Origin of the sequence: Paenibacillus oceani (assembly GCF_014705615.1) — a bacterium.
Lineage (GTDB): Bacteria > Bacillota > Bacilli > Paenibacillales > NBRC-103111 > Paenibacillus_AB > Paenibacillus_AB oceani.
This window is the reverse complement of the sequence record NZ_JACXJA010000051.1, coordinates 44,686-70,722: the sequence shown is the minus strand read 5'-3', so window position 1 is coordinate 70,722 and position 26,037 is coordinate 44,686. Positions and strand designations below refer to the sequence as shown.

Below are 26,037 nucleotides of genomic sequence, written 5' to 3'. Positions count from 1 at the left end.
TACTGACTTGTGTCGATAACTCGACTTGTTTTGATCTCTTGCGAGATCATCACTTGCACGCTCGTTGTTCAGTTTTCAAGGAGCAAATCGCTTGTCCTGCTTGCCGTCGCGGCGTCCCTCGTATTCCTCGGTGCCGATCGGCGACTTTTATAAGATATCACATCCGCCACTTCGATTGCAAGTGTTTTTTTTTAAAAAGTTAAAAAAAGAGGGAGACCTTAGTCTCCCACGCGTTCTCTCATAGTCGGGAACAGCAAAACGTCGCGAATCGAAGGCGAATCGGTAAGCAGCATAACTAGCCGGTCGATCCCGATTCCGAGTCCGCCTGTAGGCGGCATCCCGTACTCCAGTGCACGAATGAAATCATCGTCCATCTCATGTGCTTCATCGTTACCCTGCTCTTTCTCGATAAGTTGAGCCTCAAAGCGTTCGCGCTGATCGATCGGATCGTTCAGCTCCGTAAACGCATTGGCATGCTCGCGTCCTACAATAAACAGCTCGAAACGATCCGTAAACCGTCCGTCCTCCTCATTTTTCTTGGCGAGAGGAGAGATTGCAACCGGATGTCCGTAAATAAATGTAGGCTCTATCAGAGTGTGCTCCACAAAATGCTCGAAGAAGGCGTTCACGATATGACCAAACGTCATATTCGGATCAACCGGCACTCGATGCTCCTTGGCCAGACGATGCGCTTCCTCGTCGCTCATCTCCTGTCTGAAGTCAACGCCGACGATTTCCTTAATCGCATCGACCATCGAAACCCGGCGCCAAGGCGTAGCCAGGCTGACGTCCTTGTCCTGATAGCGAATCTCGGTCGTCCCCAAAATCTCTTTGGAGATATGAGCAATCAGATTCTCCGTCAGACGCATAATGTCCTGATAGTCGGCATACGCCTCGTACAACTCCATCATCGTAAATTCCGGATTATGACGGGTGGAGATGCCTTCATTACGGTATACGCGCCCGATCTCGTACACTTTCTCCATGCCGCCTACGATCAGCCGCTTAAGGTGAAGCTCAATCGCGATACGCATATACAGCTGCATGTCCAGCGCATTATGATGCGTAATGAACGGACGCGCCGTTGCGCCGCCCGCAATATTGTGCAGTGTAGGGGTTTCCACTTCCAAAAAGCCTTGAGCATCCAAATACCGGCGCATCGACTGGATGATCCGTGATCGGGAAATAAAGGTTTGCTGAACTTCCGGGTTAACGATCAGATCGACATACCGCTGACGGTAGCGCATCTCGACGTCCTTCAAGCCATGGAACTTCTCCGGCAACGGATACAACGATTTGGTGAGCACTTCCAGCGACTGAACCTTCACCGATGTCTCGCCCGTCTTCGTCTTGAAAACCGTTCCGCGTACACCGATCATATCCCCGATGTCGAGAATCTCAAAGGCTCTGTATTTGTTCTCCTCGATCGAATCGAGACGGACGTAAATCTGGATTTTGCCTGTAATGTCCTGAATATGCGCAAAAGAAGCCTTGCCCATCCCGCGCTTCTGCATAATGCGTCCGGCCAGCGTGACGACTCCGCTTTGGGCTCCCAGCTCTTCATTGGTCATACCGTCGTATAGCTCCAGCACCTGCTTTGTGTGATGGGTGCGCTCGAACTTCTGTCCAAACGGATCGATGCCAAGGCCCCTCAGCTCGTCCAGCTTGTTGCGTCGTATGACCAGCAGTTCGTTTTCGTTCAGTTCCAGCTCTTGACTCACTTGTACTCATCTCCTAATAGGGGTGCCCGGTTTCGTTTGAAACAAAAAAGCCTCCGGCGGAAGCTTTTTTTTAAACTAGCGATCATCCTGCTGCAGGCGATTCGCTTACTTCTTGATATCGATAATTTTATATTGGATGACGCCGGCGGGAACTTGAACATCGACGATCGAATCTTTTCTCTTGCCAAGCAGCGCCTTGCCTACAGGGCTTTCATTCGAGATCTTGTTCTGGAACGGGTCCGACTCCGCCGTGCCTACTATTGCATATTCCACCGTCTCGCCGTACTCCAGATCTTCAACGGTTACGATCGATCCTACGTTAACTGCATCGGTATCGACCTCGTCGTTGTTGATGATTCGTGCGTTGCGAAGCATCTTCTCGAGCGTAATGATGCGTCCTTCAATGAAGGCCTGTTCGTTCTTCGCATCCTCGTACTCCGAGTTTTCGCTGATATCTCCATATCCAATGGCGACCTTAATCCGCTCGGCCACTTCGCGGCGTTTCACCGATTTAAGATGCTCAAGCTCTTCCTCGAGCTTCTTGAGACCTTCTTGTGTGAGAAGAACTTCTTTATCGTTCATATTGTAAATCTCCCGTCGTGTGAAGATTTTCAACCTGCAAATCGATCGATTATTCGGTATGAATTCACAAATTTAATATATTAGCGGGGAACGGGTCAGATGACTTTTTTTCCAGTGTTTTCAACGGTTCCGGGCTGATCATCTTTGATTGATTATATTTCAACCCGCCAGAAATGTCAACGACAGCCAAAGTTCGCCCTCAGCCTTCATTTAAGCGCTTTTAATGCACAAGCTCAGCCTTTTGCTCCGCATTTCCGCCCGAATCGTCCAAACCTGCGACGAACTCATACAACGTATGGACCATATCGTCCCGGCGGCTCTGCTCCATCAGCACTTCCTTCACTCTCGCGGAGCCTTGAAGTCCCTTCAAATACCACGCCATATGCTTGCGCATTTCCTTAACCGCCACATGTTCGCCTTTCAGCGCCACCAACCGGTCCAGATGAAGAACGGCGATACGGATCTTCTCATTGCCGTCCGGCTCCGGCAGCAGCTCTCCGTCCCGGAGATAGCGGATCGTCCGGTAGAGCATCCACGGATTGCCAAGCGCAGCGCGGCCGATCATCACCCCGTCCACTCCGGTCTGGTCGAGCATCCGTCTCGCGTCCTCGGGGGTTGCCACATCTCCGTTTCCGATCACGGGAATACGGACCGCTTGCTTAACTTCTTTAATAATATCCCAATTGGCCTTGCCGGTATACATCTGAACCCGGGTCCGGCCGTGAACGCTGACCGCGGAGCCTCCGCCGTTCTCGACGGCCTTGGCGTTTTGCACGGCGTAGATATGATCCTCGTCCCAGCCGATCCGCATCTTGACCGTAATCGGCTTGCTCACCGAACGGACGACCTCGGTCACCATCTTCTCGATTTTGCCGGGATCAAGCAGCCAGCGGGCGCCTGCGTCGCACTTCGTTATTTTGGGGACCGGACACCCCATGTTGATATCGATAATGTCCGCGTTTGTATTCTCGTCCACATATTTGGCTGCTTCAACAAGCGTTTCCGTATCGCCGCCGAATATTTGCAGGCTGAGCGGTTTCTCCCGCTCGTCCACGAACAGCATATCCATCGTCTTGCGGTTGCCGTGCAGGATCGCTTTATCGCTTACCATCTCCGCGCAGACAAGTCCGCAGCCGAATTCTTTGGCGATCAGCCGGAACGCGGGGTTGCATACGCCCGCCATTGGTGCAAGTACGACTTGGTTGGGTGCGGTTACGTTTCCGATTTGCAGCATTTCATCATTCACTTCCTTTCCGTTCCGGAAGGATCGGGCATCAATTCATCCACGCTGATGCCGAGCACTCCCGATATTTTATGCAACATTTTCCCGTCCGCCTTGCGGGTCCCCCTCTCAATGGAACCCAGAACGGCGATGGAAACGCCTAATTGCTTAGCCAGTTCGTCCTGCGTATAGCCTTTCAGCTTTCTGAACGCCCGGACGCGTTGCGCCAATTGATATTGCTCCAACGCTTAACGCCTTCCTTTCCATCCAGTGTATCCAGGTGTGCGGCAATCGATGCGATCAAATGCGGCCGGCCCTGCGAGACGTCCTGGAGAGGAACCAGTACGAAAGCCCGTTCCCACATGCGAGGATGCGGGACGATCAGCTCCGGTTCCCGAAGTTCGGTATCGTCCATCAGCAGCAGGTCCAAATCGACGGTCCGGGGACCGTTACGGATCGTGCGGACGCGGCCGAGCCGATCCTCGATTCGTTTCATATGCTCGTGCAACGACGATGGCGACAGCGATGTCTGAACGACGGCCACCATATTCAGAAAAGGTCCCTGGTCGGCATACCCGACCGGCTCCGTCTCGTAAATGTCCGATAAACGGACGATCTCGACCTCGGGATGATGCTCCAGCCCGCGGACAGCCTCCGTTAAATATAGCGATCGATCCCCTATATTGGAACCGATGCCGATATACGCTTCCTTCGTAGGAAGGCGATCGCTCCTGCGGCCGGCAGCTTGTTGCCCTGCTCCCGAATCCGTCATATCGATGCCCGCTTCCTGTTGATTTCTACAGTAACGCCGTCGAAATGAATGTCGAAAGGCGGATGCGGCTTCACCACACGAACCGTGACGTCATTTACACTAGTATACTGATGCAGGACATCCGATGCAACGTTTTCGGCCAACGCTTCGATCAGCCGGAACGGTTTGCCTTCGACGATCCGTTTCACCCGTTCGTATACTTCCGCATAATTGACCGTCTGCTCCAAGTCATCCGTCTGTCCGGCTTTGGATAAATCCAGCGACAGCTCCAGATCGACATAAAATCGCTGTCCTAGTTTATTTTCCTCGGGGAACACGCCGTGATAGCCGTAAAACTGCATGCGTGACAATCGCATTGTATCAATAACAAACACCGCCTATCTACAGTAGTTGCTTACCTGATGATCATAGCGTCCGTCATGAGGGCCACCCGTTTCATCGCCTTAACGTCATGAACGCGCATGATGGCGCATCCTTGGGCGGCCCCGAGCGCTACGGTAGCCGCAGTACCCTCCAGAGCATCGGCGGCGGGGACGCCAAGCGTCTTTTGAATCATGCTTTTGCGGGACGTGCCGAGCAGCACCGGAAAACCGAGCGCCGTAATCAGATGGAGCCGGTTCATCAGTTGAAGGTTATGCTCATATGTTTTTCCGAAACCGATCCCTGGATCGAGCACTATCTGTTCGTCCCGTACTCCGGCACTCTGTGCAATCGAGATGCTTTCCATTAGATCTGCGACGACGTCCGTCTCAAAATGGTCGTACACGGGTTCAGGGCGGTTGTGCATCACGATAACCGGACAGTCGTACTCCGCCGCCAGTCTGGCCATCTCCAGATCGTGCTTAAGCCCCCATATATCGTTAAGGATATGAGCTCCGGCCTCCAAAGCTCCCCTGGCCACCTCCGGCTTGTACGTGTCGATCGAGATCGGCACGGTCAGTCCGGCTTCGGTCAGCGCGCGGATGACCGGTATGACGCGGTCCGATTCCTCTTGCGGCGATACCTGTGCAAAGCCCGGCCGGGTCGATTCCCCTCCGATATCGATGATGTCCGCTCCCTCTTCCACCATAGTGAACGCACGTTCGACCGCCTTCCCTACGGAATTGAAGTTCCCTCCGTCGGAGAACGAATCGGGCGTCACATTCAATATGCCCATAATAAGGGTCCGCCCGCCGAGGGCAAGCTCCACATTTCGACACTTTAGGGTTCGTTTCCCGATATAGCGCGAAGCCGGGAAGCCGAACGAGCCGTTACCCGCACTTGGAAGCTGCATAGGTGATTCCATCAGTAGTCGTTCTCCTCTCTGAAGATAAACTGCTCCAGGTTATTCGCGGACCGCCGCCGTCCGGTATTCCTCCATCAGTTTCCGGGTCCATGGCCCCGGGACGCCTTGACCGATCGCCGACACGCGCCCCAAAACGTCGTACCCCCGGCAGACCGGAACCAACTCTTGAACGGAGTTGGTCAGGAACGCTTCATCCGCCCGCATAACCTCTTCCCAGGCGTACAATCCCTCGTTCACAACCATTCCGGTCCGGGCCGCCGCCCCGATTACGTAGTCCCGCGTGATCCCCCGCAAGATCCCGGTATCCAGCGACGGGGTGTAAACGACTCCTTGGCGAATCCAGAACAGATTGCTGACAATCCCTTCGGCGACATAACCTTGTCCGTCCAGAAAAATCCCCTCCGCTCCGGAAGCCCAAGGGTAGGAGCGCATCTCCCGTTTCGCCAAAATATTGTTCATGTAGTGGAACGATTTGAACCGCACCGTTCCTTCCGGACTGTTGCGCGGCAGCGCCAGCCGCTGGATCGCTTTGCCGTGCTCGTACACGAGCGGGTCCCGCGGAGGGAGCGGCTTCATATATAAAATAACGTTCGGACTCTCGTAGTCAGCCGCCGGAAGACCAAGCTGCTCGACTCCTGCCGATACGGACAACCGGATGTAGGCATCCGCCAAGCCGTTGTCCGACAGCAACTGCCCGATCAACTTCGCCGTCTCCGCCGGGTCCGGCACATAGCCGATACCGAGCTCTTCGCAGCCGGCGGACAGACGGCGTAGATGCTCCTCCAACAAAAACGGACGTCCGCCATAGCTGCGAAACGTCTCGAACAGTCCTAATCCGTACAAAAAGCCGTGATCGTACACGGAGATCACGGCTTCCTTCTCTTCGCATATCCGTCCGTTTAAAGCGATCTTCATCTGCCCGCTCCGCTCGCCGCCGTGATTCCTATGAAATTGCGCAGCAGCGTCAGCCCATGATCGGTAATGATCGATTCGGGATGGAACTGAACGCCTTCGATCGGATATTCTTTATGGCGCAGCCCCATAATCTCGCCGTCCTTCGTCTCGGCGGAAATCTCCAGACAATCCGGGAGCGTCTCTCTGAGCACAATTAGAGAATGATACCTGGTAGCCGTATAAGGAGACGGAATCCCTGTGAAAATCGTTTTGCCGTCGTGGAAAATTTCCGATGTTTTGCCGTGCATCAGCTTCTCCGCTCGAATCACTTCGCCGCCGAATACTTGTCCGATCGATTGGTGTCCGAGGCATACGCCCAAAATCGGAATCTTGCCCTTGAACCGGTCGATCAGCGCCAGGCTGATCCCCGCTTCATTCGGCGTACACGGTCCCGGCGAGATCAGAATATGGTCCGGGTTCAACTCCTCAATGCCGGCCAAATCGATCTGATCGTTGCGGCGGACGACAACCTCCTGTCCGATCTCTCCCAAATATTGCACCAAATTGTAAGTAAACGAATCGTAATTGTCGATGACCAGAATCATCTCGGCTCAGCTCCTCACATTCTCGCTATAAAGGACCGCTTTCCACAGCGCTTTGGCTTTGTTCAGCGATTCTACAAATTCTCGCTCCGGGTCCGAATCGATCACGATGCCCGCGCCCGATTGGACATACCCGGTCCCGCCCCGCATAATCAGCGTCCGGATAACTATATTTAATTCCATATTGCCATTGTAGTCAATCCAGCCGATCGAACCGGTGTACGGCCCTCTCCGGACGGGCTCCAGTTCCTCGATAATCTCCATCGTGCGAATCTTCGGAGCTCCTGTGATCGTCCCTCCGGGAAACGTGGCCGCGATAACGTCGAACGCATCCTTGCCTTCCGCCAGTATCCCCCGTACATGAGAAACAATATGCATGACATGGGAGTACAATTCAACGACCATCAGATCGGTAACTTTTACCGTTCCGTAGCTCGAGACGCGTCCAAGATCGTTTCGCAGCAAGTCGACAAGCATAATATGCTCGGCTCGTTCCTTCTCATCCGAGATCAGCTCTTCGGCCAGCCGCCGGTCTTCACTCTCGTTGCTGCTGCGGGGCCGCGTGCCGGCGATCGGCCGCGTCTCTACGACGCCGTCCGCGCTCCGCACCAGCAGTTCCGGCGAACCGGACACCAGATCATACTCCGGATACCGTAGAAGTCCCATATAGGGAGAAGGATTCAATAGTCTCAGCCACTCATAGATCTGCTCAGGCTCGCGTTCCACCTGCCGGCTTTGGCGAACCGACAAGTTCACCTGAAAAACGTCTCCTTGGGCGATATAACGCTGAATTTGCCGGACCGCCTCCATATATTGCGGTTTCGGAAAAGCAATCTCGATTCCCGGGATGGATTCGACATCAATCGCCAGCGCCTGCTCGCGGGTAACCGATTCGAACGACCGGATGCGCTGCATCACCGCTTCGTCGGAGGCCGCTTCCATCGCAGCTTCATTCCACATCGCCGCCATACGCTCCGCTTCATCGGCCGCCTCCCGATAGAGGGAAGCCAGCCTCGCCGTCCAATCGGAATCTCGACCGTCATACGGGACATACGTATGAACGGAGCAGTATAGCGCCTTCTCCTGCAGATCGTATGTCCATATGCGTCGCATCATCATGAAATCGTAATCCGGCAGGTTCAGGTCATCCTCGGCTTGCTCCGGCAGCCGTTCGATCGAACGGGCGATATCGTAGGACCAGAAGCCGACACAGCCTCCGGCAAATGGCGGAACGCCTTCGACAGCCGGCGCCCGGTAAGGCAGCAGCGACTGTTTGACGATATGCAGCGGATTCCCGGTAACGGTCCGCCGCCGGCCTTCTGGAAGACGAATGCCGGTATCGTCGGCGTAATCGGTAATGACCGCTTCGTTCCCCTTGCCGGTTACCGCCGCCACCGCATCCGCTCCGAAGTAAGTGTACCTCCCGCTCTTCCCGCTTTCGAGTACGAAGGAAGGCTTGGAGCAACGTTTCCAGAAGGGCTCCCATGATGCGGGTACACCTTGCGCGTCAGGAAATTTGTGTATATAAGGGACGTTTTCATATTGAACCGTCCACTGCTCCCATTGCTCAAGCGAAGTGAAAATCAAACCGGCGCCTCCTCCAAGACATGCGGCGACCCCCGCCACAGTACATTAACGATCCGTAACCTTCTTTGTCCGTCTGCAGCTTCTGAGCACATCCGGACAGCTTGCTACTATGATACCACAAGAAAAGCATCCATCGAAGCCTTTCGCAGAACTATATTCGCGCTATAGAAGAGGCTGCCGCCGCCGGCAAAAGGCATTCCGGGCCTCAACAAACAAAACCCCTCCGTAGAGGGGCTTGCAGCTATCTTATTCGTCAAACTGGTACAGCGGCGTGCTGAGGTACCGTTCGCCGTTGCTTGGAACGATCGCGACGACGCGCTTGCCTTTGCCCAGTTGTTTGGCTACCTTCAAAGCTGCGAAAATCGCTGCGCCGGAGGAAATCCCGCCAAGAATGCCTTCTTCCTTCGCCACACGGCGGGACGTCTCGAACGCATCCTCGTTGTCGACCGCGATAACTTCGTTGTATACCTCGGTGTCCAAAATATCCGGTACGAAGCCGGCGCCGATTCCTTGAATCTTATGCGGACCCGGTTTACCTCCGGACAACACCGGGGAAGCGGATGGCTCCACCGCGTAAATTTGAATGTTCGGGAAGTTTTCGCGCAGTACCTTGCCGGCGCCCGTAATGGTTCCACCTGTACCGATCCCGGCGATGAACGCGTCCAATTGGCCGTCATGGGATTGGATCGCTTCGACGATTTCCGGCCCTGTCGTTTCGGTGTGTACTTTCACGTTAGCCTGGTTTTTGAATTGTTGAGGCATGAAGTAGGTCGGATTTTCAGCGAGCAGCTCTTCCGCACGCTTAATCGCGCCCTTCATCCCTTCTGGTCCCGGCGTCAGCACGAGCTGGGCTCCGTAAGCGCGAAGCAGGTTGCGGCGCTCTACGCTCATGGTCTCCGGCATAACCAGAATGGCATTGTATCCCTTGGCAGCCGCTACCATCGCAAGGCCGATCCCGGTATTGCCGCTAGTTGGCTCGATAATCGTATCGCCCGGCTTCAGCTTGCCTTCACGCTCGGCCACTTCCACCATGCTGATGGCGATCCGGTCTTTGACACTGGCACCGGGATTTTGGAATTCAAGCTTGACATAAACTTCAGCGCTATCCTCCGGAACGATCCGGTTTAACCGGACCAGCGGAGTGTTCCCGATCAATTGAGTAATGCTTTGTACCAATTTCGCCATGTGTTTACCCTCCCGAATGAACATTTATTATTATTCCGAGCGATTTTGTCGGCTTTATTACTTTCATCTTACCAACACGAAACGCGGATGTCAACTAGGAAATGCGCCTCTTCACCCAATTATCGGAAGTCCGGAATTAGGATTTCCGCATTAAATTTTTGTCTGAGCGATTTTACGATTTCTTTGAGCGGAACCGCTCTTTGCAGTGCCAGTTCCTTGCGGATGTAATTGCGGGTTGCCGTATCGACGGTCTTGTTCACGACTTTTTTATCCTTAAGCAGAACGACGGCAAAGCTGCTTTTCAGCGCGATCGGCTTGCTTACCTCGCCCTGTTTCATGTTTTTGGCGGCTTCCAGCAGAGACGGCGGGAGGAACGGATCGTTTTCTTCCACCCAGCCGAGATCTCCGCCCTTTGGAGCTGTCGTCTGGTCGATCGACAATTTCCGAGCCAACGAAGCAAAATCTGCGCCGTTCTGAACGTCTTTCACGATCTGCGCCGCTTCCTCCTTGGTCTTCACTTCGATCTTGAACAGATTAAACTGCATGTAGCTTCTGAACTCTTCCGGATGCTGCTTGATGTAACCATCGACTTCAGCTTCGGAAACTTGTATGGAGCTAGTAGCGATATGTTCAAGAAGGAGTTTATAGTACACGTCCTCGTTCAGTTCCGCTTTGGTAAGACCCAGCTGGTTTTTCATCGATAAGTAAAACTGCTCCTCGCTCTCGTACCCCTCCTGCATCCGCTTCAATTCAGCATCGATTTCTTCCCGGCTGACCGACAACCCTTTCAGCTCCGCTTCCTGCCGTATAGCCTCGCGATCCAACAGAATCCCGAGCAGCTCTGTACCGTATTTGTCCTCCAGCCGGTGCTGCAGCTCTTCCTTGGTAATCGACCGGCTGCCGATAACGGCGACCGTCTTCGATGATTCTCCCGGGTCCGCAGGCTGAGGACGGGACGGCGGTTCGCCCGTCTGAGGCGTTTGTGCACCGCTGCGGACAAGCAGCAGCACGGCCAGCACGACAACGGCTGTAAACAAAACGCCAATGACACCCCACAGCAGTTTTAAGCTCCGCATCCGAAAATTCTCCCCATATCTGGTCTCTTTATCCTTTAGGCAGTCTCTCCAACAGACTATGGAGCTGCTCGCCGTTATATGCGTACGCTTCGTTGCAGAAATGGCAGACCAGCTCGGCTTTACCGTCCTCGCGTATGATTTGCTCGATCTCCTCGCGACCTAGGCTAAGCAAGGTTCGTTCGACGCGCTCTCTGGAGCATTTGCACTGAAAGCGGATATCGGTCCGTTCCAAGATCGTGACGGAATCCACCATACGCTTCAGCACCTCCTCCAAATCTTCTCCTCCAGCCATCAGGGTCGTAATAGGGGGGAGTTTAGCCAGCTTCTGCTCGATCTCCGCTATCTCTTCCTCTTCAAGTCCGGGAAGCAGCTGCAAAATAAATCCGCCCGATACTTGAACCGAATAATCGGTTGCGACCAGTACGCCTAACGCTACTGCCGAAGGGGTCTGCTCCGATTTGGCGAAATAATACGTAAAATCTTCGCCGAGTTCTCCGGAGACAATCGGTATGCTTCCGCGGTAAGGCTCCTTCAAGCCCAGATCTTTGATGACATGCAGGTAGCCTTCCCCTACCGCACCGGATACGTCCAGCTTGCCGCGTTCGTTCAAAGGCAAATCGACATGGGGATTGTCGACGTACCCTCTTACTTCGCCCTTCGCATCGGCATCCACGACGATTTGACCGATCGGTCCATCGCCTTTTACTTGTATCGTAAGCCGTTCTTCGCCCTTCAGCATCGCGCCCATCATTACGCCCGCGGTTGCGGTCCGGCCTAGCGCCGCCGTCGCTACAGGCGTCGTGTCGTGTCTGCGCTGCAGCTCCCGTGTGATTCCTGTAGTATTCGCGGCAAATGCCCGGAGTTTACCATCAAACGCGGTAGTGCGTATTAAATAATCTTGCATGGTTTCGTTTCCTTTCGAATTTCATCGGTTTCGTTCATAGATGATTTGCAGGCCTTGCAGGGTGAGCAGCGGATTAACCGTTTCGACCGTCCGGGATTCCCCGGCAATCAAATCGGCTAATCCGCCTGTAGCGATGACTCTCGCATCCGGATTGAATTCTTCCCGCATCCGTTGGACGATCCCGTCGACCTGACCGGCATAGCCGAAAATAATGCCCGCTTGCATCGCGGATACCGTATTGCGGCCGACCGTGCTTTTGGGCCGGACCAGTTCGATACGTGGCAGCTTCGCCGCTTTCTCGTACAGCGCCTCGGTCGATATGCCGATTCCCGGAGCGATCGCGCAGCCGAGCATCTGCCCCCGCTCGTCGATGTAATCGTAAGTCGTAGCCGTACCGAAATCGACAATGATCAGCGGAGGTCCGTACAGTTCGATACCGGCAACGGCATTTACAATCCGGTCGGCACCGACTTCGCGGGGATTTTCGATCCGCAGATTGAGCCCGGTCTTCATGCCCGGACCGACGACGAGCGGTTTTTTTCCTATATATTTTAAACATAAGCTTTCGAGCACAAACATAAGCGGCGGAACGACGGAAGAGATCACGACTCCTTCGATCCGGTCTTCGGAGATGCTCGCATGGCGAAATAAATTATGAACCATCATCCCGTATTCGTCGACTGTGGCCGAACGGTTCGTACTGAGCCGCCAATGGTGCAGCAGCTTCTTCTGCTCATAGATGCCGAGCACGATGTTCGTGTTGCCTACATCCACGACGAGAATCATGCCGGCCCCACCTTTTTCTCGTTCAAATCCAAGCTGATGTCGATCGCCTGTACGGAATACGTCAACCGGCCTACGGAGATTACGTCCACTCCGGATAAGGCGATATCCTTAATCGTCTCCAGCGTCACATTTCCGGAAGCTTCTATTATAATGTGCGGAGCCCGCGCTTTAATGATGTCGACGGCTTTCTTCATATCGGCCGGCTTCATATTATCCAGCATAATAATATCCGCTCCGGCCTCCAGCGCTTCATCCAACTGGTCGAACCGTTCGACTTCGACTTCGATTTTCATCGTATGCGGAATTTGCGCACGGGCGGCGATGATGGCCTGCTTGACTCCGCCCGCTCCCTTAATATGATTGTCCTTGATCATAACCGCGTCGTAAAGCCCGAATCTGTGATTGTGGCCCCCGCCTACGCGGACCGCGTATTTCTCCAGCATCCGGTGTCCGGGCGTCGTCTTGCGGGTATCGACCAGCCGGACCGGCGTTCCTTCCAGAGCATCGACATATTGACGGGTGCGGGTGGCGATGCCCGACATTCTTTGCAGCAGATTAAGCGCCAGCCGTTCGCCGAGCAGGATGCTGCGCGTGCTGCCCGTCACCTCCGCCAAAACCGTGCCTTTCTCCACGTACGTTCCGTCCTGCTGGACGGCGAGAAAGAGAAGAGACGGATCGACGGCGCGAAACACTTGCTCCGCTACGGACATCCCGGCTACGATGCCGGATTCCTTAACATGAATAATACCTTTAGACTGCGAGTCTAAAGGTACGGTTGTCATGGTGGTCACATCGCCCATACCGATGTCTTCTTCCAGCCACAAACGTATTTGCCCAGTTAGTTGATCTGCATTAATCATCATGGATCGGTTCCTCCGTCATTCCGTACTCGCGGTGGAGTTGTATATGCTTGCGCCAGTTCCGGTCGTCCTTCTCGGGAAAATCTTCGCGGAAATGCCCGCCCCGGCTCTCCTCCCGGTTCAGCGCAGCTTCCGTGGTCAACATAGCCAAAGTAAGCAAGTTCGCAAACTCGTACTCTTCACGCTTCGTCAAGCAGGTCTCGTAGATCGGAAGTTGACGCTTCAGCTCGTCAAGCCCTTTTTGCAATCCCGCCGCGCTTCGCTTCAGTCCGACATAACGCAGCATGACCTTTTGCAGCTTCAACCGTTTCTCTACGATCGCCTGCATCGGATGCTCGGGACGGTGGCTCCGCTCTACGATCTGCGGGGTGTCCGGAAGCGACGGCAAAGTGCGGATATGCTCGATAATCCGGCGGCCGTATACGATCGCTTCGGACAGCGAGTTGCTCGCAAGCCGGTTCGCCCCGTGGACGCCGGTAGACGACACTTCTCCGCATGCGTATAAACGCTTGACTGAAGTTTCCCCGTTCAGGTCGGTTTTCACTCCGCCCATCATATAATGCGCGGCCGGCGCTACCGGAATCCAGTCTGTCGTCAAATCGAGACCGTAATTCAAACAAAATTCGTAGATGTTCGGAAACCGGTGCTTCACCAAATCGGCCGGCTCGTGAGTAATATCTATATATACGAAAGTCGACTTCGTAAGTTCCATTTCATTTACGATCGCCCGGGCCACGATATCCCTGGGGGCAAGCTCTTGCAGAGGATGAATCTTGTCCATGAACCGCTCGCCCCTGATATTGCGAAGAACGGCCCCTTCCCCTCTGACCGCTTCGGAAATCAGAAAACGCGGAGCTCCCGGATAACATAACGCTGTTGGATGAAACTGAATAAACTCAACATCACGTATGACGGCGCCGGCCCGGTAAGCGATTGCGATTCCGTCCCCCGTAGCAATCTCCGGGTTCGTCGTATACCGGTACAGCTGTCCCGCTCCTCCGGAGCACAGGATCGTCGCCTTGGCGCGCACAAATACACGCTGCCCGTCCGGCTTCTGTACAATGGCGCCATGGCACACACCTTCCGTGACAACAAGATCAATCACAAAATGATCGTCCCACACGGTGACGTTCGGATTTTGCTTCGCTTGATTGGATAGCGCCCTTACGATCTCCGCGCCGGTCGCATCGCCGTGCGCGTGCAAAATCCGTCTTTGGCTGTGGCCGCCTTCCTTGGTCAGCGCCAGCTCCCCGTTCTCGAGGTCGAACTGGGTGCCGAGCCGGATCAGGTCCTTGACTCCTTCGGGTCCTTCATCCACCAAGATGTCTACCGCTACGTTGTCGCAAAGTCCCGCTCCCGCGACCAGCGTATCCTGGCGGTGGTAATCGGGTGAGTCTTCGTCCGATATGACGGCCGCTATGCCGCCTTGCGCGTAGCGGGTGTTGCTCTCCAGAAGCGACTTCGGCTTCGTGATAATATGTACGCGATCCGTCTCGCTCGCACGGATCGTTGTGAACAGGCCGGCAATTCCAGCTCCGATGACCAAACAATCGGTTTCTTCGTGCGCCAGCTCGTCCAGCGCAAAATCGATCAAATAACGCGGCACCATATCCATCACCTACAAGACAAGAGAGTAGCGCATGCTACTTAACCTGTAACATGCGCTCCAAGGACAATTTCGCTTTTTCCGCAACATGAGGCGGAACGTAAATTTGCGGCTGCATCGTCTCCAAACATTTGACGACTTTTTTCAAGTTGTTTACTTTCATGTTCGGGCATACGAGAAATTTGGTAGCGAAGTGAAACGTTTTGTGCGGGCTGTCCTTGCGAAGTTGATATCCCGTTCCGTCTTCGGTGCCGACAATAAACTGCTGGCAGTCGGATTCTTTGCAATATTTAATAATGGCGGTCGTGCTTCCTACAAAATCCCCAAGCTTCACAACCTCGGGACGGCATTCCGGGTGCACGACAAATTGAGCGTCCGGATATTGCGCTTTCATCTCCATGACGTCTTTGACGCTAAGCATATCGTGCGTGTTGCAATACCCTTCCCAGATAATCATTTTCTTGTCTGTAAATTTGGAAACGTAGTCGCCCAAGTTTTTGTCCGGCACCCAAATAATCTCGTCGGCGTCGACAGACTGGATGACTTTCACCGCGTTGGCCGATGTACAGCAAATATCGGTCTCCGCTTTGATCTCGGCGGAGGAGTTGATATAGGTGACGACAGCCGCCTTCGGATGACGGCTCTTCAATGCCTTCAGTCCCTCTACGTTGACCATGTCGGCCATCGGGCAGCCTGCGCGCTCATCCGGAATAAGCACCGTCTTGTTCGGTGCCAAAATTTTGGCGCTTTCCCCCATGAAATGAACGCCGCAAAATACGATCGTGTCTGCGTCCGTCTCGGCCGCCTTCTGGGCAAGCAGAAACGAATCTCCGCGAAAGTCGGCGACTTCCTGAATCTCATCCCTCTGGTAGTAGTGCGCCAGGATGATGGCATTGCGCTCTTTCTTCAATACGGCTAAACGTTCTTTCAGTTCGCGGGTTTGCTCCGCCTTGCGCTCAAGCGCTAGAGCTTCCATCCGTATCCTTCCCTTCATGGCAACACGTGAAAAAGTTCACGCATATGCATAGGACTAGTATGATCCAAACACGGCGACCGTAATAGATGCAGTTTCAGGAACTGCGGAGCAGCCGGACCGGTTAAGTTTCATTATGAGTTTACACCTAATTTACACAACGGCGTTGGCGCTGTCAACGGGAAAAAAGCGCAGAAATACAAGATATCCCGGCCATTACTGGCCGGGACGGAACGACATGATCGTTTTCGGCTTATTGCTTCATTGTTTTAACTAGACGTTTGGCAACACCGTTCGGCGTTTGTACCGATTCGTAAATTTTGATCGTAAGCGGCCATTCCAACTGATCCGTTCTCAGATTGTCGAAAGTGATATGCTGAGCTCCGCTGACCAGCTTGTTCATACCGGCGAACGGAAGCGTTTGAGAAGCAATCAGACGTCCGCGCGTATCATGCAGCTCGATCGTCATATTCGACGCATTCGTATCTGATACGATATCGTCAACCGTATTGATATCGATGTCCATTTTCATTTTATACATATAACCGGCCGCGCTGAACATAGAGGAAATCGACCAGTAATTCATCTTCACTTCATAAGGATAGAAGGAAAGGATGTCGTCATCCGGCTGGTCGATCGATACAGCCGTCTTGAAGCCGCCGATCGGGATGTTGTACGGAGCGACCGTCTGGTTGTCGGTAATCTTCATCAGCAGATCGTCGCCCTTCTCTGAGGACGGAACCGCGAACGAATAATTGACTACATAGGCAAGCTTCGGAGCGAGCTGTTCGACTGTCGTCGTCTGGCGCGTGCCGGAATACCGGAATCCGTCGGCATTCGTCAGCTCGGTCTGGAACGCCGGCAACGGCACAGGGCGCTCTCCGGTATTTTTAACCATGAATTTCGCGATAACGGTATTATAGCCGGATGATTCCGATTCGTTCATGCTCAAATCCACAAGCGATATTTCCGTTTCTTTGTCGATCAGCTTGCTCATCGGGTCAAACTGGATGCGGTCGCGCAGCTCGTAAGCCGGCAGCATGCTCACATCCACCGTATCCTTTTGCGGAAGCTGCACATTAATACGGCCGACCGCATACGATTCGACAGACGGCTGGTTGTCCGGTCCGATCTGAACGTACGTTTCCGGCGTCAGGACGTTCAGGCTCGTCAGCGTAACGTTGTTTTCGGTCAAGATGCCGTAATGAATGTACTTTTTCTCTCCCGGCTTCAACTCGACGTTTGTTTGAACCCGTCTGCCTGGATAAGCTCTGGAGTCGGATTTGCCGTCCAAACGGAATTCAGGCACCGTTTCCGTACGGCTTCCCGTATTTTCGGCGATCAGTGTAACAACCGTCACTGGCCCTTGAGGTGTTTTCTCGCTAATCAGCGTAACCGGAGTGAATTGAAGCGTCTCGGACAAAACCTGGAGCTTAAACGGCTCTCCCCAGCGCTTCAGAGCGTCTTGCCCGGTAATCGCCGAATCGTTGCCGCTCCATACCGCTTCAGCAACCGGTACGGTAAGGACGGCCGTTTCCAGCTTCGGATATACATATTCGTCCACTTCAATCCACGACAGGTCGGTGATCCCCGCCGCACTCTCGTAATCGAGAACCAGCATGTAGCTGAGCTCCACTTTTTCTTTCGGCTGAATCGCCTTGGCGTTCGTCACGCTCGGCTTTAGCGTATACTCAATTCCATCCGCGGTCTTGACACGCATTTCATAATCCGGCACCCGCGTTACGCGGGTGCCCTCATTATATAGACGCACAACAGCGCCAATCCGGGTGTTGTCCGCGACCCGTTCATTGATGATACTTTTTACGTCCGCCCGGATGACGGAGGTCAGTTGGTATTGCCCGCGAACACTTTGGGATGCAACCGTGCCGTCTGCCGCCATAATTAGGGCAGGGGATGCCGTTAATACGAGAGAAGCGCTGAGCATAGCTGCGGTCAAAGATTTCTTCCAAGTCGGTTTCACTGAGTCTTCCTCCATTTCGCTGCTTATGTAGAACCTTTATTTCGATTCGGCAAGCTGTACTTTTTCTTTATCCTTCAATTGGTTTTGCCCGGATACGACTAGCTGCTCTCCTTCTTTGACGCCGGAGATCACTTCCTGGTTCATTTCGTTCAGACGTCCGAGCTGCACTTTCCGTTTCTCGACCGTGTCGCCCGCGAGTACGAAGACGAACGAGTCGCCGCCTTCACGCACTACCGTCAGCGTAGGTACGGTCACAACGATTTGCTCCTGCTCGCTGGTCAGCTGGATTTGTACCTTTGTACCCGGCTTCAGCTTGCCATCCGTATTCGCCACTTCAAGTTCGAGCTCATACGATTTGCTTTGCGCATCCATCGAGCCAGACAAATATTTGATCGGAGCCTTCGACTTCTCAGTGCTTCCGGCTACGTAATAAACCAGCTCTGTTTTGCCGCGGACGAGATTGGCCGAATTTTCCGTCAGGTTGGCTTTAATGAGAATCGGATCCATTTGCTGCAGGTGGCCGACCTTCATCCCCGGTTGAATCGTCTGGCCGACGACGAGCGGAAGCTCCGTCAAAACGCCGCTCACCGGCGCCTTCACTTCCAGATTCTCAAGGCTCCGATCCAGTTCCTTCATCGATAAGGAGGCGGATTGTACTTGAGTCTCCAAAGCGGACAAGTTGTCGGACGTCTCCAGCGTCTTCTGCCTTTGCTTCAGCAAGTCGAGGTCCATCGTCTGGTTTTTCCAGGCCGTTTCGGCTTGATCCAGCTGCGGCTTGGAGATCAATCCCTGATCGTAGTCGTTTTTCGCCTTGTTGTACGCTTTCGTCACGTCGAGCAGCGCCTGCTCCATCTTTTTGACGCTATTGGCCATCTCTGTCTTGCTGTTGGCCAAGTCCTGCTTCGCCTTGTTCAAAGCGTCCTGGCTGCTGTATAGCTGGAGTGCCACCTTTTCCTTTTGCAGCTGCGCATCTACGGTATCCAGTCTAAGCAGCACTTCGCCAGCCGTCACTTGATCGCCGCGCTTCTTCACAATCTCTTTGATCTCGCCGCCCGCCTTGGCGACTACGTCCAGTTGAGTCGCGGCGACTACGTCCGCAACTTGCTCAAGCGGATCGCCGATGCTTTGCTTCGTAATTTTTTGCACTTTCACCGTCTTGATCGTCTGTTCCTGGGCCGCTGCCGGCTTCGGCGCTTCGCCTCCCGCCGTGCACCCCGCCGCGACGGCGACGGTAAGAACTACCGCCGCTGCAAGCGTGGCGCCACGACGAAATGATTTGGATTTATGCCGTTTTTGTCTCATCTTCGCCTTGACTCCTTTATTCATCGTTTTTATGCGGACACTGGGGTCGTGATGGTTGGCTCCTTCGGTTTCTTGATCTTCTTCGAACGCCGGGCAAAAATGAGTTCGTATACGATCGGAACAACTACGAGCGTCAATATGGTCGAAGTGGTCAATCCGCCGATAACGACGACCGCGAGGCCCTTCGAGATGATCGTTCCTTTGGAGAGACCGAGAGCAAGCGGCATAAGTGCCATAATCGTCGCACCGGCCGTCATGATGATCGGTCTGAGCCGCACCATGCCGCCTTCGATCAAGGCGTCGCGTACGGAATAATCTTGCTCTCTAAGCTGCTGGACGCGGTCGATCAGAACGATCGCATTCGTAACGACAATACCGATCAGCATGAGGAAGCCAATCAGAGACGTAACGTTTAGCGATTCGCCGGTCATGAGCAGCCCCAGCAACCCGCCGATTACCGCGAGCGGCAGCGAGAACAGAATGGCGAACGGTGCACGGGCATTGCCGAAGGCAAGGACCATAACCAGATATACGATGAAAATCGATGCAGCCATTGCCATGAACATCTGGCTGAAGCTTTCGGCGATATCTTCCGATACGCCCGTTACTTCGCGGCTTACGCCGGTCGGCAGCTCGATCGTATCTAAGGCCGCCGTCACTTTGGCGCTGACTCCGCCCTTGTCGACATTGTCGATTTTGGCGGTTACGCTAACCACCTGCATCTGTTTTTCCCGGCTGATGCTGACTGGAGCTTCAATCTCCCGCACCTTGGCGATATCCTTGAGCTCGATTCTCGTCCCAATTGCGGTCTGCAGCGGTATATTCTCCAGGTCCTGAATCGAGTCTTTGGACGCTTTGTCCAACTCCAGCTTCGTTTCGTACGTGATGTTGTCGAACTTAATGTCGCCGAGGTCCTCTTTGCGTGTCCAAGAATGAACGGCTTCCATCACCTGGGCAGAGTTCACTCCGTATACGCGGGCTTTGTTCTGGTCGACGGTTACTTCCACTTCCATTTTCGATTCGCCCAGCGAATCTTTAATCTCCAGAAGCTCCGGGAACTCCTGCATCTTTTCCTTGATCACCGCAGCCGCATGCTGCAGGTTTTGCAGATCGTCGCCTTTCAGCGAGTAAGAGAAGTCGCTGCCGCCCCCGCCTTCGGAGAACGAGATCAGCTGTCCGTCAACCTTGGAGCCTTTTGGCATATCGCTTAGGAACAATTGCTTGTAATGTTTCAGTGCTTCCGAGGCGTTCGTGTCTTTGCTCACTTCAGTAAAAATCGTTGTTTTATACGGCACCCGCTCGCTGCCGAATTCATAACCGATCAGCGATTCGATATACGTGAACTGCGGATTGCCGATCGCGTCTTTCGATTCGCGCATCTGCTCTTCAATTTGCATCACCTTGGCGTTCATCGTGTCCATCGAGGTGTCCCGCGGCATTTGCAGCGTGAAAATCATTTGGCGGTCCGATGGGCTTTCCGGCATGAACGTCATAGCAAGCTGCGGAACGATCAGCACAATCGATAATAAAAAGAGGAGTCCCGAAATCAGCAATGTTTTGATTTTATGATTCAGAGACCAGACAAGCATACTTTTGTACGCTCCGGCAACTTTGCCGACGTGGTTCTCGTCGTGGAACGGCAAATTCTTTTGGTTCAGCACCATCATCTTGGCCATCATCGGAATGACCGTCAGAGCGACCAGCAGCGAAGCAAGCAGCGCGCAGGCCAGCGTCAGGGCGAAAGGCCGGAACACTTCACCAACGACTCCTCCGACGAAAGCGATCGGGGCGAATACGCCAACCGTTGTAATCGTCGATGAGGTGATCGCCGAGCTTACTTGCTGGGTAGCCAGCTTAATGATCGATTCCTTACGCTCGTGCGCTTTGACCAATTGGCTGTAAATATTCTCGATAACGACGATACTGTCGTCCACGACCCGCCCGACGGCGATCGCCATACCGCCCAGTGTCATGATGTTGAGCGAGATGTCCAAAAAGCTCATAAACAACAGCGTGATTAAAATGGACAGCGGGATCGAGACTAAAACGATGATTGTCATTCGAAAGTTTCTAAGGAAGAGCAAAATCATAACCGAGGCGAGGATCGCGCCCAGCGCGCCTTCCTTAACCATGCCGTCGATCGAATTCTGAATATCGGTCGCGGCGTTGTAGACTGAATGGAACTTCACATTCGGCAGCGTCTGCTCCCAGCCCTTGATCAGCTTGTCGGCGGCCGCTCCGAATTCGACTGCGTTAGCATCTTTCGTCTTGTACAAGTGAATACCGATGGCCGGTTTATTATCCAGTCTGGCGATAAACGGAGCTTCGGTGATGGAGGCTACTTTCGCGATTTGTTTCAGAAGGAGCGTTTCTCCGCGCGGTGTCGTCAGCGCCAGATTGTCCAGGTTGTATACCGTGTCGATCTGACCTTTAACGCGTACCATCTGCGTGCGTCCTTCGAAGTCCACCGTACCGGCGGGACTGGAGAGCAGTGCGGCTTGAATCATGCCGGATACTTGCGAAGGAGACAAGCCGTATTGGTTCAAGGCGCTTGCATCGAGGCGAATCGACATCGTCGCTTCCTGATTGCCGATCGAGTCGATATGGTCGATGCCCTGAATTTCGTTAAAACCGGGGACGATAATATCTTTGTAGAGCTTATCCAGCTCGGTCTGGTTCATCCCGTTTTCGCCGTATACAGCCATGTAGTATACCGGCTGAGAAGCGAAACCGAATGTCAGCACCTTCGGCTTTTCCGCGCTTTGCGGAAGTCTGACGTTGGCTACGAGGCTCTCGATATCTTTTTTCGCATCGTCGAGGCTTGTGCCTTGGGACAGTTCAACGACGATCTGCGAGAAATTGTCTGCAGAGCTCGACGTTAAGTTTTTCAACCCTTTTACACCGGTGAGCGATTTTTCGAGCGGCTTCGTCACTTGCTCGAGCACGTCTTTCGGCGGCGCCGTGTATTGGGTGTTCACCATAACGACCGGAAACGAGATATCCGGCATGCTTTCCACCTTCAATTTACCGGTGGCATAGATTCCCCCGACGGTGAGCAGCATAATCATGATGATGACCGCCGCGATGTTTTTCATCGAAAATTCGGTAAAGCGAATCATTCGGTTTCATCCCTCCCATACGATCTTACCTGTAGCCTTTTTGTCTGTTCTTCTTGCTCCAGTATTCCGCTATGTATTCCATTGTTAATTGTAAAATTGAACCGTTAACCGCAAAACGGGCTGCGGACTGTATGTGTTCCTAGACTAAAGTCCGGTTTCTATCTTACCCGCTAAATGGGGTCCCGGTCAGAGCCGGCACGCATCTCACGGATTAAACTTTCCATCTCTTCCTCAATCCCCTCAAGTCTGCGGAATACGACACGGTAAAAAGCCGCAAGCTCCATAAATCGCCGCTTCAGCGAGGCTAATGCCGCCTTCTCTTCCTCCTTTACCGATTGTGAATCCGGAAGTTTACGGAGCGTATCCTCGATTCTTTGCATATCGAGCGCCAGCCGTTCGGTAACGCTTCGCATCGAGATTTGCAGGTGGTCTTCCGGTACGCAGTAATAATCCTTACGGTCTTTCCCCCTTGCCAGTTTCAAACAGAACCCGTGACTTACGAGCGATCGCACCTGGATGCTCACAGCCGCCTTCGTCACACCCAGCCTCTCGGCAATTTCCTGGAGACTTACCGGCTCGGGGGAACAGATCAGCAGCGAGTATATGCGTCCGACCAACGGACTCAGGCCGCCTTGCTCGAACATCAGGGCCATCTTCTCCATCAAATCGGAGCGGAAGCGTTCAAACTCTTCGCTGCCCATTCATTTCCTCCCCCATCACGTTTACATCGTTAAAAAAGGTTTTAACGATATAATCGTAATCGCAACGGTAAATTTCGTCAATTGGTTGGAAACGGTTTTATTTGTGAACTTTTTAAAAGGTGCTCTAAAATTAAACAATTGAGAATAAAAATGATCCTATTTCCCTGCACAACGCAGGCGCTCGGCATTTCGATACAGGAAAAAAGCAAAAAAACAACCGGCCCCCTTAGGGGACCGGCTGAGCCTGACAACGAACGATATTAGCTATCATTCTTGTCATCCTTTTTCTCTTTATCGAACTCGAGTTTGTTGGCATCGGTATTCTCATCCTGAGTCTGGATGTTGACCTTCGGCTCGTCTTCCTTAGATCCTGCTCCGGTTGCACTTTCGCTCGAACCGGTGTCTTGGATCGCGCCTTTTTCGAGCAACTCGATAATTTGATCTTTGTCGAGCGTTTCACGCTGAAGCAAGGCATTAGCGACCAAGTGAACCTTGTCGGTGTACTCGGTCAATATTTCCCGGGCTCGCTCATAGCTCGAACGGATAATATGCTGCATTTCCTTGTCGATCTCATAGGCAATCGCATCGCTATAGTTCTGATCGTGTCCGATATCGCGGCCAAGGAATACTTGACTTTGCGAACTGCCGAATTGCATAGGTCCCAGCTTATCGCTCATACCGTACTCGACGATCATGCTGCGAGCAAGCGCAGTTGCTTTCTTAAAGTCATCGTATGCGCCCGTGCCGATCTCGCCGATAAACATCTCCTCAGCGACTCGTCCTCCGAGCAGACCGGTAATCCGGTCAAGCAGCTCCGACTTGGTTGCGAGCAGACGATCCTCGCCTTCCTTTGGAATGCTGAGCACGTAGCCGCCTGCACGACCGCGAGGAATAATCGTAACTTTATGGACAACGTCCGCATGCTTCTCGTAATATCCGATAATCGCATGTCCGGCTTCGTGATAAGCAATCGTTCTTTTCTCCCGATCGCTGATTACGCGGCTTTTCTTCTGGACGCCGACGATGACGCGGTCAAACGCCTCTTCGACTTCATCCATCGAAATATCTTTGCGGCTGCGCCGGGCGGCGATCAAGGCCGCTTCATTCATCAGGTTCTCCAGATCAGCCCCGCTGAATCCGGTCGTGTAACGGGCAAGCGCATCAAGCTTAACGTCTTTATTAAGCGGTTTGTTGCGGGAATGGACTTTGAGTACCGCTTCCCGGCCTTTGACATCCGGACGGTCAACCGTAATTTGACGGTCGAAGCGGCCTGGACGCAGAAGCGCAGGGTCCAAAATATCCGCACGGTTCGTAGCGGCAACGATAATGATTCCTTCGTTCGCCCCGAAGCCGTCCATCTCGACGAGCAACTGGTTAAGCGTCTGCTCGCGCTCGTCGTGTCCTCCGCCGAGTCCGGCCCCGCGCTGGCGGCCGACGGCGTCGATCTCATCGATAAAGATAATACAAGGCGAGTTTTTCTTCGCATTCTCGAACAGGTCGCGTACCCGGGATGCCCCGACACCGACGAACATTTCTACGAAGTCCGAACCGCTTATGCTGAAGAACGGCACACCCGCTTCACCGGCAACCGCACGGGCAAGCAGCGTTTTACCGGTACCCGGAGGACCTACGAGCAAGACGCCCTTCGGAATTCTGGCGCCGAGCGCCGCGAATTTCCGGGGATCTTTAAGAAACTCGACGACTTCGACCAGTTCCTGCTTCTCCTCATCGGCTCCGGCTACGTCGTCAAACGTAATCCGCTTCTTTTCTTCATTATAAAGACGGGCGCGGCTTTTGCCGAAATTCATCACTTTACCGCCGCCGCCTTGAGCCTGATTAAGCAGGAAGAAGAACAGAATGAAGATGATGACGAACGGAATAATGGACGTTAGGAACGTGATCCATACGTTATTCCCTTCCATCTTCTCATACACTTCTTTGGTTATGTTGCTCTGCTCAAGCAGTTCGATGACACGGGGGTCGAAAGGAGCATGGGTTTCAAATTGCAGCTTGTCTGTACCGGATTGTTTAAGTTTCCCCCGGATCAGATATGTATAGCCGTCAAATTTCACCGCTACTTCTTCGATGTTGTTATTTTTCAATTCCTCGCGGAATTTCGTGTACGTAAAGGTCTGCTTCGTCTCATTCTGGTTGCTGATGAAATGCACGATTCCGACCGTAACTAAAAATATGAGCAAATAAAATCCGGTGTTTCGGATGATCCGATTCATCCCCTACCTCCTCTCGGGCGACGCACGTTACTTATTGTACCACAGCACGTCTTTCCACTACAATAGAACGAACCTTGCGCGCGTACGTCTTACGGCTTCGTATAAACTTCAGGCTTCAGTACGCCGATATACGGCAAGTTCCGGTACTTCTCCCCGTAGTCGAGTCCGTATCCCACGATGAATTCATCGGGAAGCGTAAACCCTTTGTAGTCCGGCTCCAGCTCCACGGATCTTCTGGCCGGCTTGTCGAAAAGCGTGACGACGGTAACAGATAAAGCGTTGCGGCGTTCCAATACGTCGATCAGATAGCTCAAGGTCAGTCCGCTGTCAATGATATCTTCGACGATCAGCACGTCTCGCCCTTCCACCGTAACATCCAAATCTTTAATAATTTTCACTACGCCCGACGATTTGGTCGACTGGCCATAGCTTGATACCGCCATAAAATCAATTTCGAGCGGAATCGGGATGTTTTTTACCAAATCCGCCATAAAGATGAATGCGCCCTTCAACACGCAGATGACGAGCGGGTTCCGGCCTTCAAAGTCCCGGGCAATCGTCTCCCCAAGCTCTGCTACCTTGTGCCGGATCTGTTCTTCGCTGAACAGAACGTTCTGAATGTCATTTAGCAACCATGGACCCTCCTAC

23 protein-coding genes are annotated in these 26,037 nt (G+C 53.4%); all 23 read right to left on the bottom strand.

Features of this window, described 5'->3' with window-relative positions; genetic code table 11:
- Positions 1-218: 218 nt before the first annotated feature.
- Positions 219-1,721: a lysine--tRNA ligase gene (lysS, locus tag IDH45_RS29220; RefSeq protein ID WP_190931692.1), complete on the bottom strand. Its 1,503-nt coding sequence runs from the start codon at positions 1,719-1,721 to the stop codon at positions 219-221.
- 105 nt (positions 1,722-1,826) lie between these two features.
- Positions 1,827-2,303 carry a transcription elongation factor GreA gene (gene greA, locus IDH45_RS29215; RefSeq protein ID WP_190931691.1) on the bottom strand — a complete coding sequence of 159 codons (477 nt, stop codon included), beginning with the start codon at positions 2,301-2,303 and terminating at the stop codon, positions 1,827-1,829.
- A gap of 220 nt (positions 2,304-2,523) precedes the next feature.
- On the bottom strand, positions 2,524-3,537 hold the full coding sequence (dusB, locus tag IDH45_RS29210) for a tRNA dihydrouridine synthase DusB (RefSeq protein WP_190931690.1): 1,014 nt from the start codon (positions 3,535-3,537) through the stop codon (positions 2,524-2,526).
- 8 nt (positions 3,538-3,545) lie between these two features.
- Positions 3,546-3,770, bottom strand: coding sequence for a helix-turn-helix domain-containing protein (locus tag IDH45_RS29205; RefSeq protein ID WP_190931689.1), 225 nt, complete (start codon positions 3,768-3,770; stop codon positions 3,546-3,548).
- Positions 3,722-4,297 carry a 2-amino-4-hydroxy-6-hydroxymethyldihydropteridine diphosphokinase gene (gene folK, locus IDH45_RS29200; protein ID WP_190931688.1) on the bottom strand — a complete coding sequence of 192 codons (576 nt, stop codon included), beginning with the start codon at positions 4,295-4,297 and terminating at the stop codon, positions 3,722-3,724. The genes IDH45_RS29205 and folK overlap by 49 nt, the downstream gene beginning before the upstream one ends.
- Complete coding sequence (gene folB / locus IDH45_RS29195) at positions 4,294-4,662, bottom strand: dihydroneopterin aldolase (protein ID WP_190931697.1); 369 nt, start codon at positions 4,660-4,662, stop codon at positions 4,294-4,296. The genes folK and folB overlap by 4 nt, the downstream gene beginning before the upstream one ends.
- 29 nt (positions 4,663-4,691) lie before the next feature.
- On the bottom strand, positions 4,692-5,453 hold the full coding sequence (folP, locus tag IDH45_RS29190; RefSeq protein ID WP_223837090.1) for a dihydropteroate synthase: 762 nt from the start codon (positions 5,451-5,453) through the stop codon (positions 4,692-4,694).
- Positions 5,454-5,621: 168 nt separating this feature from the next.
- Positions 5,622-6,497, bottom strand: a complete 876-nt coding sequence (gene pabC / locus IDH45_RS29185) for an aminodeoxychorismate lyase (RefSeq protein WP_190931687.1) — start codon at positions 6,495-6,497, stop codon at positions 5,622-5,624.
- A complete protein-coding gene (pabA, locus tag IDH45_RS29180) occupies positions 6,494-7,081 on the bottom strand; it encodes an aminodeoxychorismate/anthranilate synthase component II (RefSeq protein ID WP_190931686.1) in 588 nt (195 codons plus the stop codon). The genes pabC and pabA overlap by 4 nt, the downstream gene beginning before the upstream one ends.
- A 6-nt stretch (positions 7,082-7,087) precedes the next feature.
- Positions 7,088-8,665 (bottom strand): anthranilate synthase component I family protein, encoded by a 1,578-nt coding sequence (locus tag IDH45_RS29175; RefSeq protein WP_190931685.1) that lies wholly within the window; start codon positions 8,663-8,665, stop codon positions 7,088-7,090.
- A 246-nt stretch (positions 8,666-8,911) separates the two neighbouring features.
- Positions 8,912-9,850 carry a cysteine synthase A gene (gene cysK / locus IDH45_RS29170; protein WP_190931684.1) on the bottom strand — a complete coding sequence of 313 codons (939 nt, stop codon included), beginning with the start codon at positions 9,848-9,850 and terminating at the stop codon, positions 8,912-8,914.
- A 119-nt stretch (positions 9,851-9,969) separates the two neighbouring features.
- On the bottom strand, positions 9,970-10,926 hold the full coding sequence (locus IDH45_RS29165) for a peptidylprolyl isomerase (protein ID WP_190931683.1): 957 nt from the start codon (positions 10,924-10,926) through the stop codon (positions 9,970-9,972).
- Positions 10,927-10,954: 28 nt separating this feature from the next.
- Positions 10,955-11,830, bottom strand: coding sequence for an Hsp33 family molecular chaperone HslO (hslO, locus tag IDH45_RS29160; protein WP_190931682.1), 876 nt, complete (start codon positions 11,828-11,830; stop codon positions 10,955-10,957).
- Between the two features lie 21 nt (positions 11,831-11,851).
- Entirely contained in the window at positions 11,852-12,616 is a 765-nt protein-coding gene (locus tag IDH45_RS29155) for a type III pantothenate kinase (RefSeq protein WP_190931681.1), read from the bottom strand.
- Entirely contained in the window at positions 12,613-13,479 is an 867-nt protein-coding gene (gene nadC / locus IDH45_RS29150; protein WP_190931680.1) for a carboxylating nicotinate-nucleotide diphosphorylase, read from the bottom strand. Before nadC ends, IDH45_RS29155 begins: the two co-directional genes overlap by 4 nt.
- The gene (gene nadB, locus IDH45_RS29145; protein WP_190931679.1) at positions 13,469-15,085 is read right to left on the bottom strand and encodes an L-aspartate oxidase; all 1,617 of its coding nucleotides are present in this window, start codon (positions 15,083-15,085) and stop codon (positions 13,469-13,471) included. The genes nadC and nadB overlap by 11 nt, the downstream gene beginning before the upstream one ends.
- A 34-nt stretch (positions 15,086-15,119) precedes the next feature.
- Positions 15,120-16,058, bottom strand: a complete 939-nt coding sequence (gene nadA, locus IDH45_RS29140; protein WP_190931678.1) for a quinolinate synthase NadA — start codon at positions 16,056-16,058, stop codon at positions 15,120-15,122.
- A gap of 250 nt (positions 16,059-16,308) precedes the next feature.
- Complete coding sequence (locus IDH45_RS29135) at positions 16,309-18,036, bottom strand: hypothetical protein (RefSeq protein WP_190931677.1); 1,728 nt, start codon at positions 18,034-18,036, stop codon at positions 16,309-16,311.
- 36 nt (positions 18,037-18,072) lie between these two features.
- The gene (locus tag IDH45_RS29130) at positions 18,073-19,338 is read right to left on the bottom strand and encodes an efflux RND transporter periplasmic adaptor subunit (protein ID WP_190931676.1); all 1,266 of its coding nucleotides are present in this window, start codon (positions 19,336-19,338) and stop codon (positions 18,073-18,075) included.
- Positions 19,339-19,367: 29 nt separating this feature from the next.
- Positions 19,368-22,457, bottom strand: a complete 3,090-nt coding sequence (locus IDH45_RS29125) for an efflux RND transporter permease subunit (RefSeq protein WP_190931675.1) — start codon at positions 22,455-22,457, stop codon at positions 19,368-19,370.
- A gap of 170 nt (positions 22,458-22,627) precedes the next feature.
- Positions 22,628-23,158: a GbsR/MarR family transcriptional regulator gene (locus IDH45_RS29120; protein ID WP_190931674.1), complete on the bottom strand. Its 531-nt coding sequence runs from the start codon at positions 23,156-23,158 to the stop codon at positions 22,628-22,630.
- A 260-nt stretch (positions 23,159-23,418) separates the two neighbouring features.
- The gene (gene ftsH / locus IDH45_RS29115; RefSeq protein ID WP_190931673.1) at positions 23,419-25,389 is read right to left on the bottom strand and encodes an ATP-dependent zinc metalloprotease FtsH; all 1,971 of its coding nucleotides are present in this window, start codon (positions 25,387-25,389) and stop codon (positions 23,419-23,421) included.
- An 89-nt stretch (positions 25,390-25,478) separates the two neighbouring features.
- On the bottom strand, positions 25,479-26,021 hold the full coding sequence (gene hpt / locus IDH45_RS29110; RefSeq protein WP_190931672.1) for a hypoxanthine phosphoribosyltransferase: 543 nt from the start codon (positions 26,019-26,021) through the stop codon (positions 25,479-25,481).
- Positions 26,022-26,037 lie beyond the last annotated feature (16 nt).

Bases quoted from the DNA above. Each gene is read 5' to 3' on its own strand.
- IDH45_RS29130 (WP_190931676.1), bottom strand. From the start codon at position 19,338: ATGAGACAAAAACGGCATAAATCCAAATCATTTCGTCGTGGCGCCACG.
- ftsH (WP_190931673.1), bottom strand. From the start codon at position 25,389: ATGAATCGGATCATCCGAAACACCGGATTTTATTTGCTCATATTTTTA.
- IDH45_RS29125 (WP_190931675.1), bottom strand. From the start codon at position 22,457: ATGATTCGCTTTACCGAATTTTCGATGAAAAACATCGCGGCGGTCATC.
- pabC (WP_190931687.1), bottom strand. From the start codon at position 6,497: ATGAAGATCGCTTTAAACGGACGGATATGCGAAGAGAAGGAAGCCGTG.
- IDH45_RS29120 (WP_190931674.1), bottom strand. From the start codon at position 23,158: ATGGGCAGCGAAGAGTTTGAACGCTTCCGCTCCGATTTGATGGAGAAG.
- dusB (WP_190931690.1), bottom strand. From the start codon at position 3,537: ATGCTGCAAATCGGAAACGTAACCGCACCCAACCAAGTCGTACTTGCA.
- IDH45_RS29165 (WP_190931683.1), bottom strand. From the start codon at position 10,926: ATGCGGAGCTTAAAACTGCTGTGGGGTGTCATTGGCGTTTTGTTTACA.
- nadA (WP_190931678.1), bottom strand. From the start codon at position 16,058: ATGGAAGCTCTAGCGCTTGAGCGCAAGGCGGAGCAAACCCGCGAACTG.
- folP (WP_223837090.1), bottom strand. From the start codon at position 5,453: ATGGGCATATTGAATGTGACGCCCGATTCGTTCTCCGACGGAGGGAAC.
- nadB (WP_190931679.1), bottom strand. From the start codon at position 15,085: ATGGTGCCGCGTTATTTGATCGATTTTGCGCTGGACGAGCTGGCGCAC.
- hslO (WP_190931682.1), bottom strand. From the start codon at position 11,830: ATGCAAGATTATTTAATACGCACTACCGCGTTTGATGGTAAACTCCGG.
- IDH45_RS29155 (WP_190931681.1), bottom strand. From the start codon at position 12,616: ATGATTCTCGTCGTGGATGTAGGCAACACGAACATCGTGCTCGGCATC.
- greA (WP_190931691.1), bottom strand. From the start codon at position 2,303: ATGAACGATAAAGAAGTTCTTCTCACACAAGAAGGTCTCAAGAAGCTC.
- pabA (WP_190931686.1), bottom strand. From the start codon at position 7,081: ATGATTCTGGTCATCGACAATTACGATTCGTTTACTTACAATTTGGTG.
- nadC (WP_190931680.1), bottom strand. From the start codon at position 13,479: ATGATGATTAATGCAGATCAACTAACTGGGCAAATACGTTTGTGGCTG.
- cysK (WP_190931684.1), bottom strand. From the start codon at position 9,850: ATGGCGAAATTGGTACAAAGCATTACTCAATTGATCGGGAACACTCCG.
- folK (WP_190931688.1), bottom strand. From the start codon at position 4,297: ATGACGGATTCGGGAGCAGGGCAACAAGCTGCCGGCCGCAGGAGCGAT.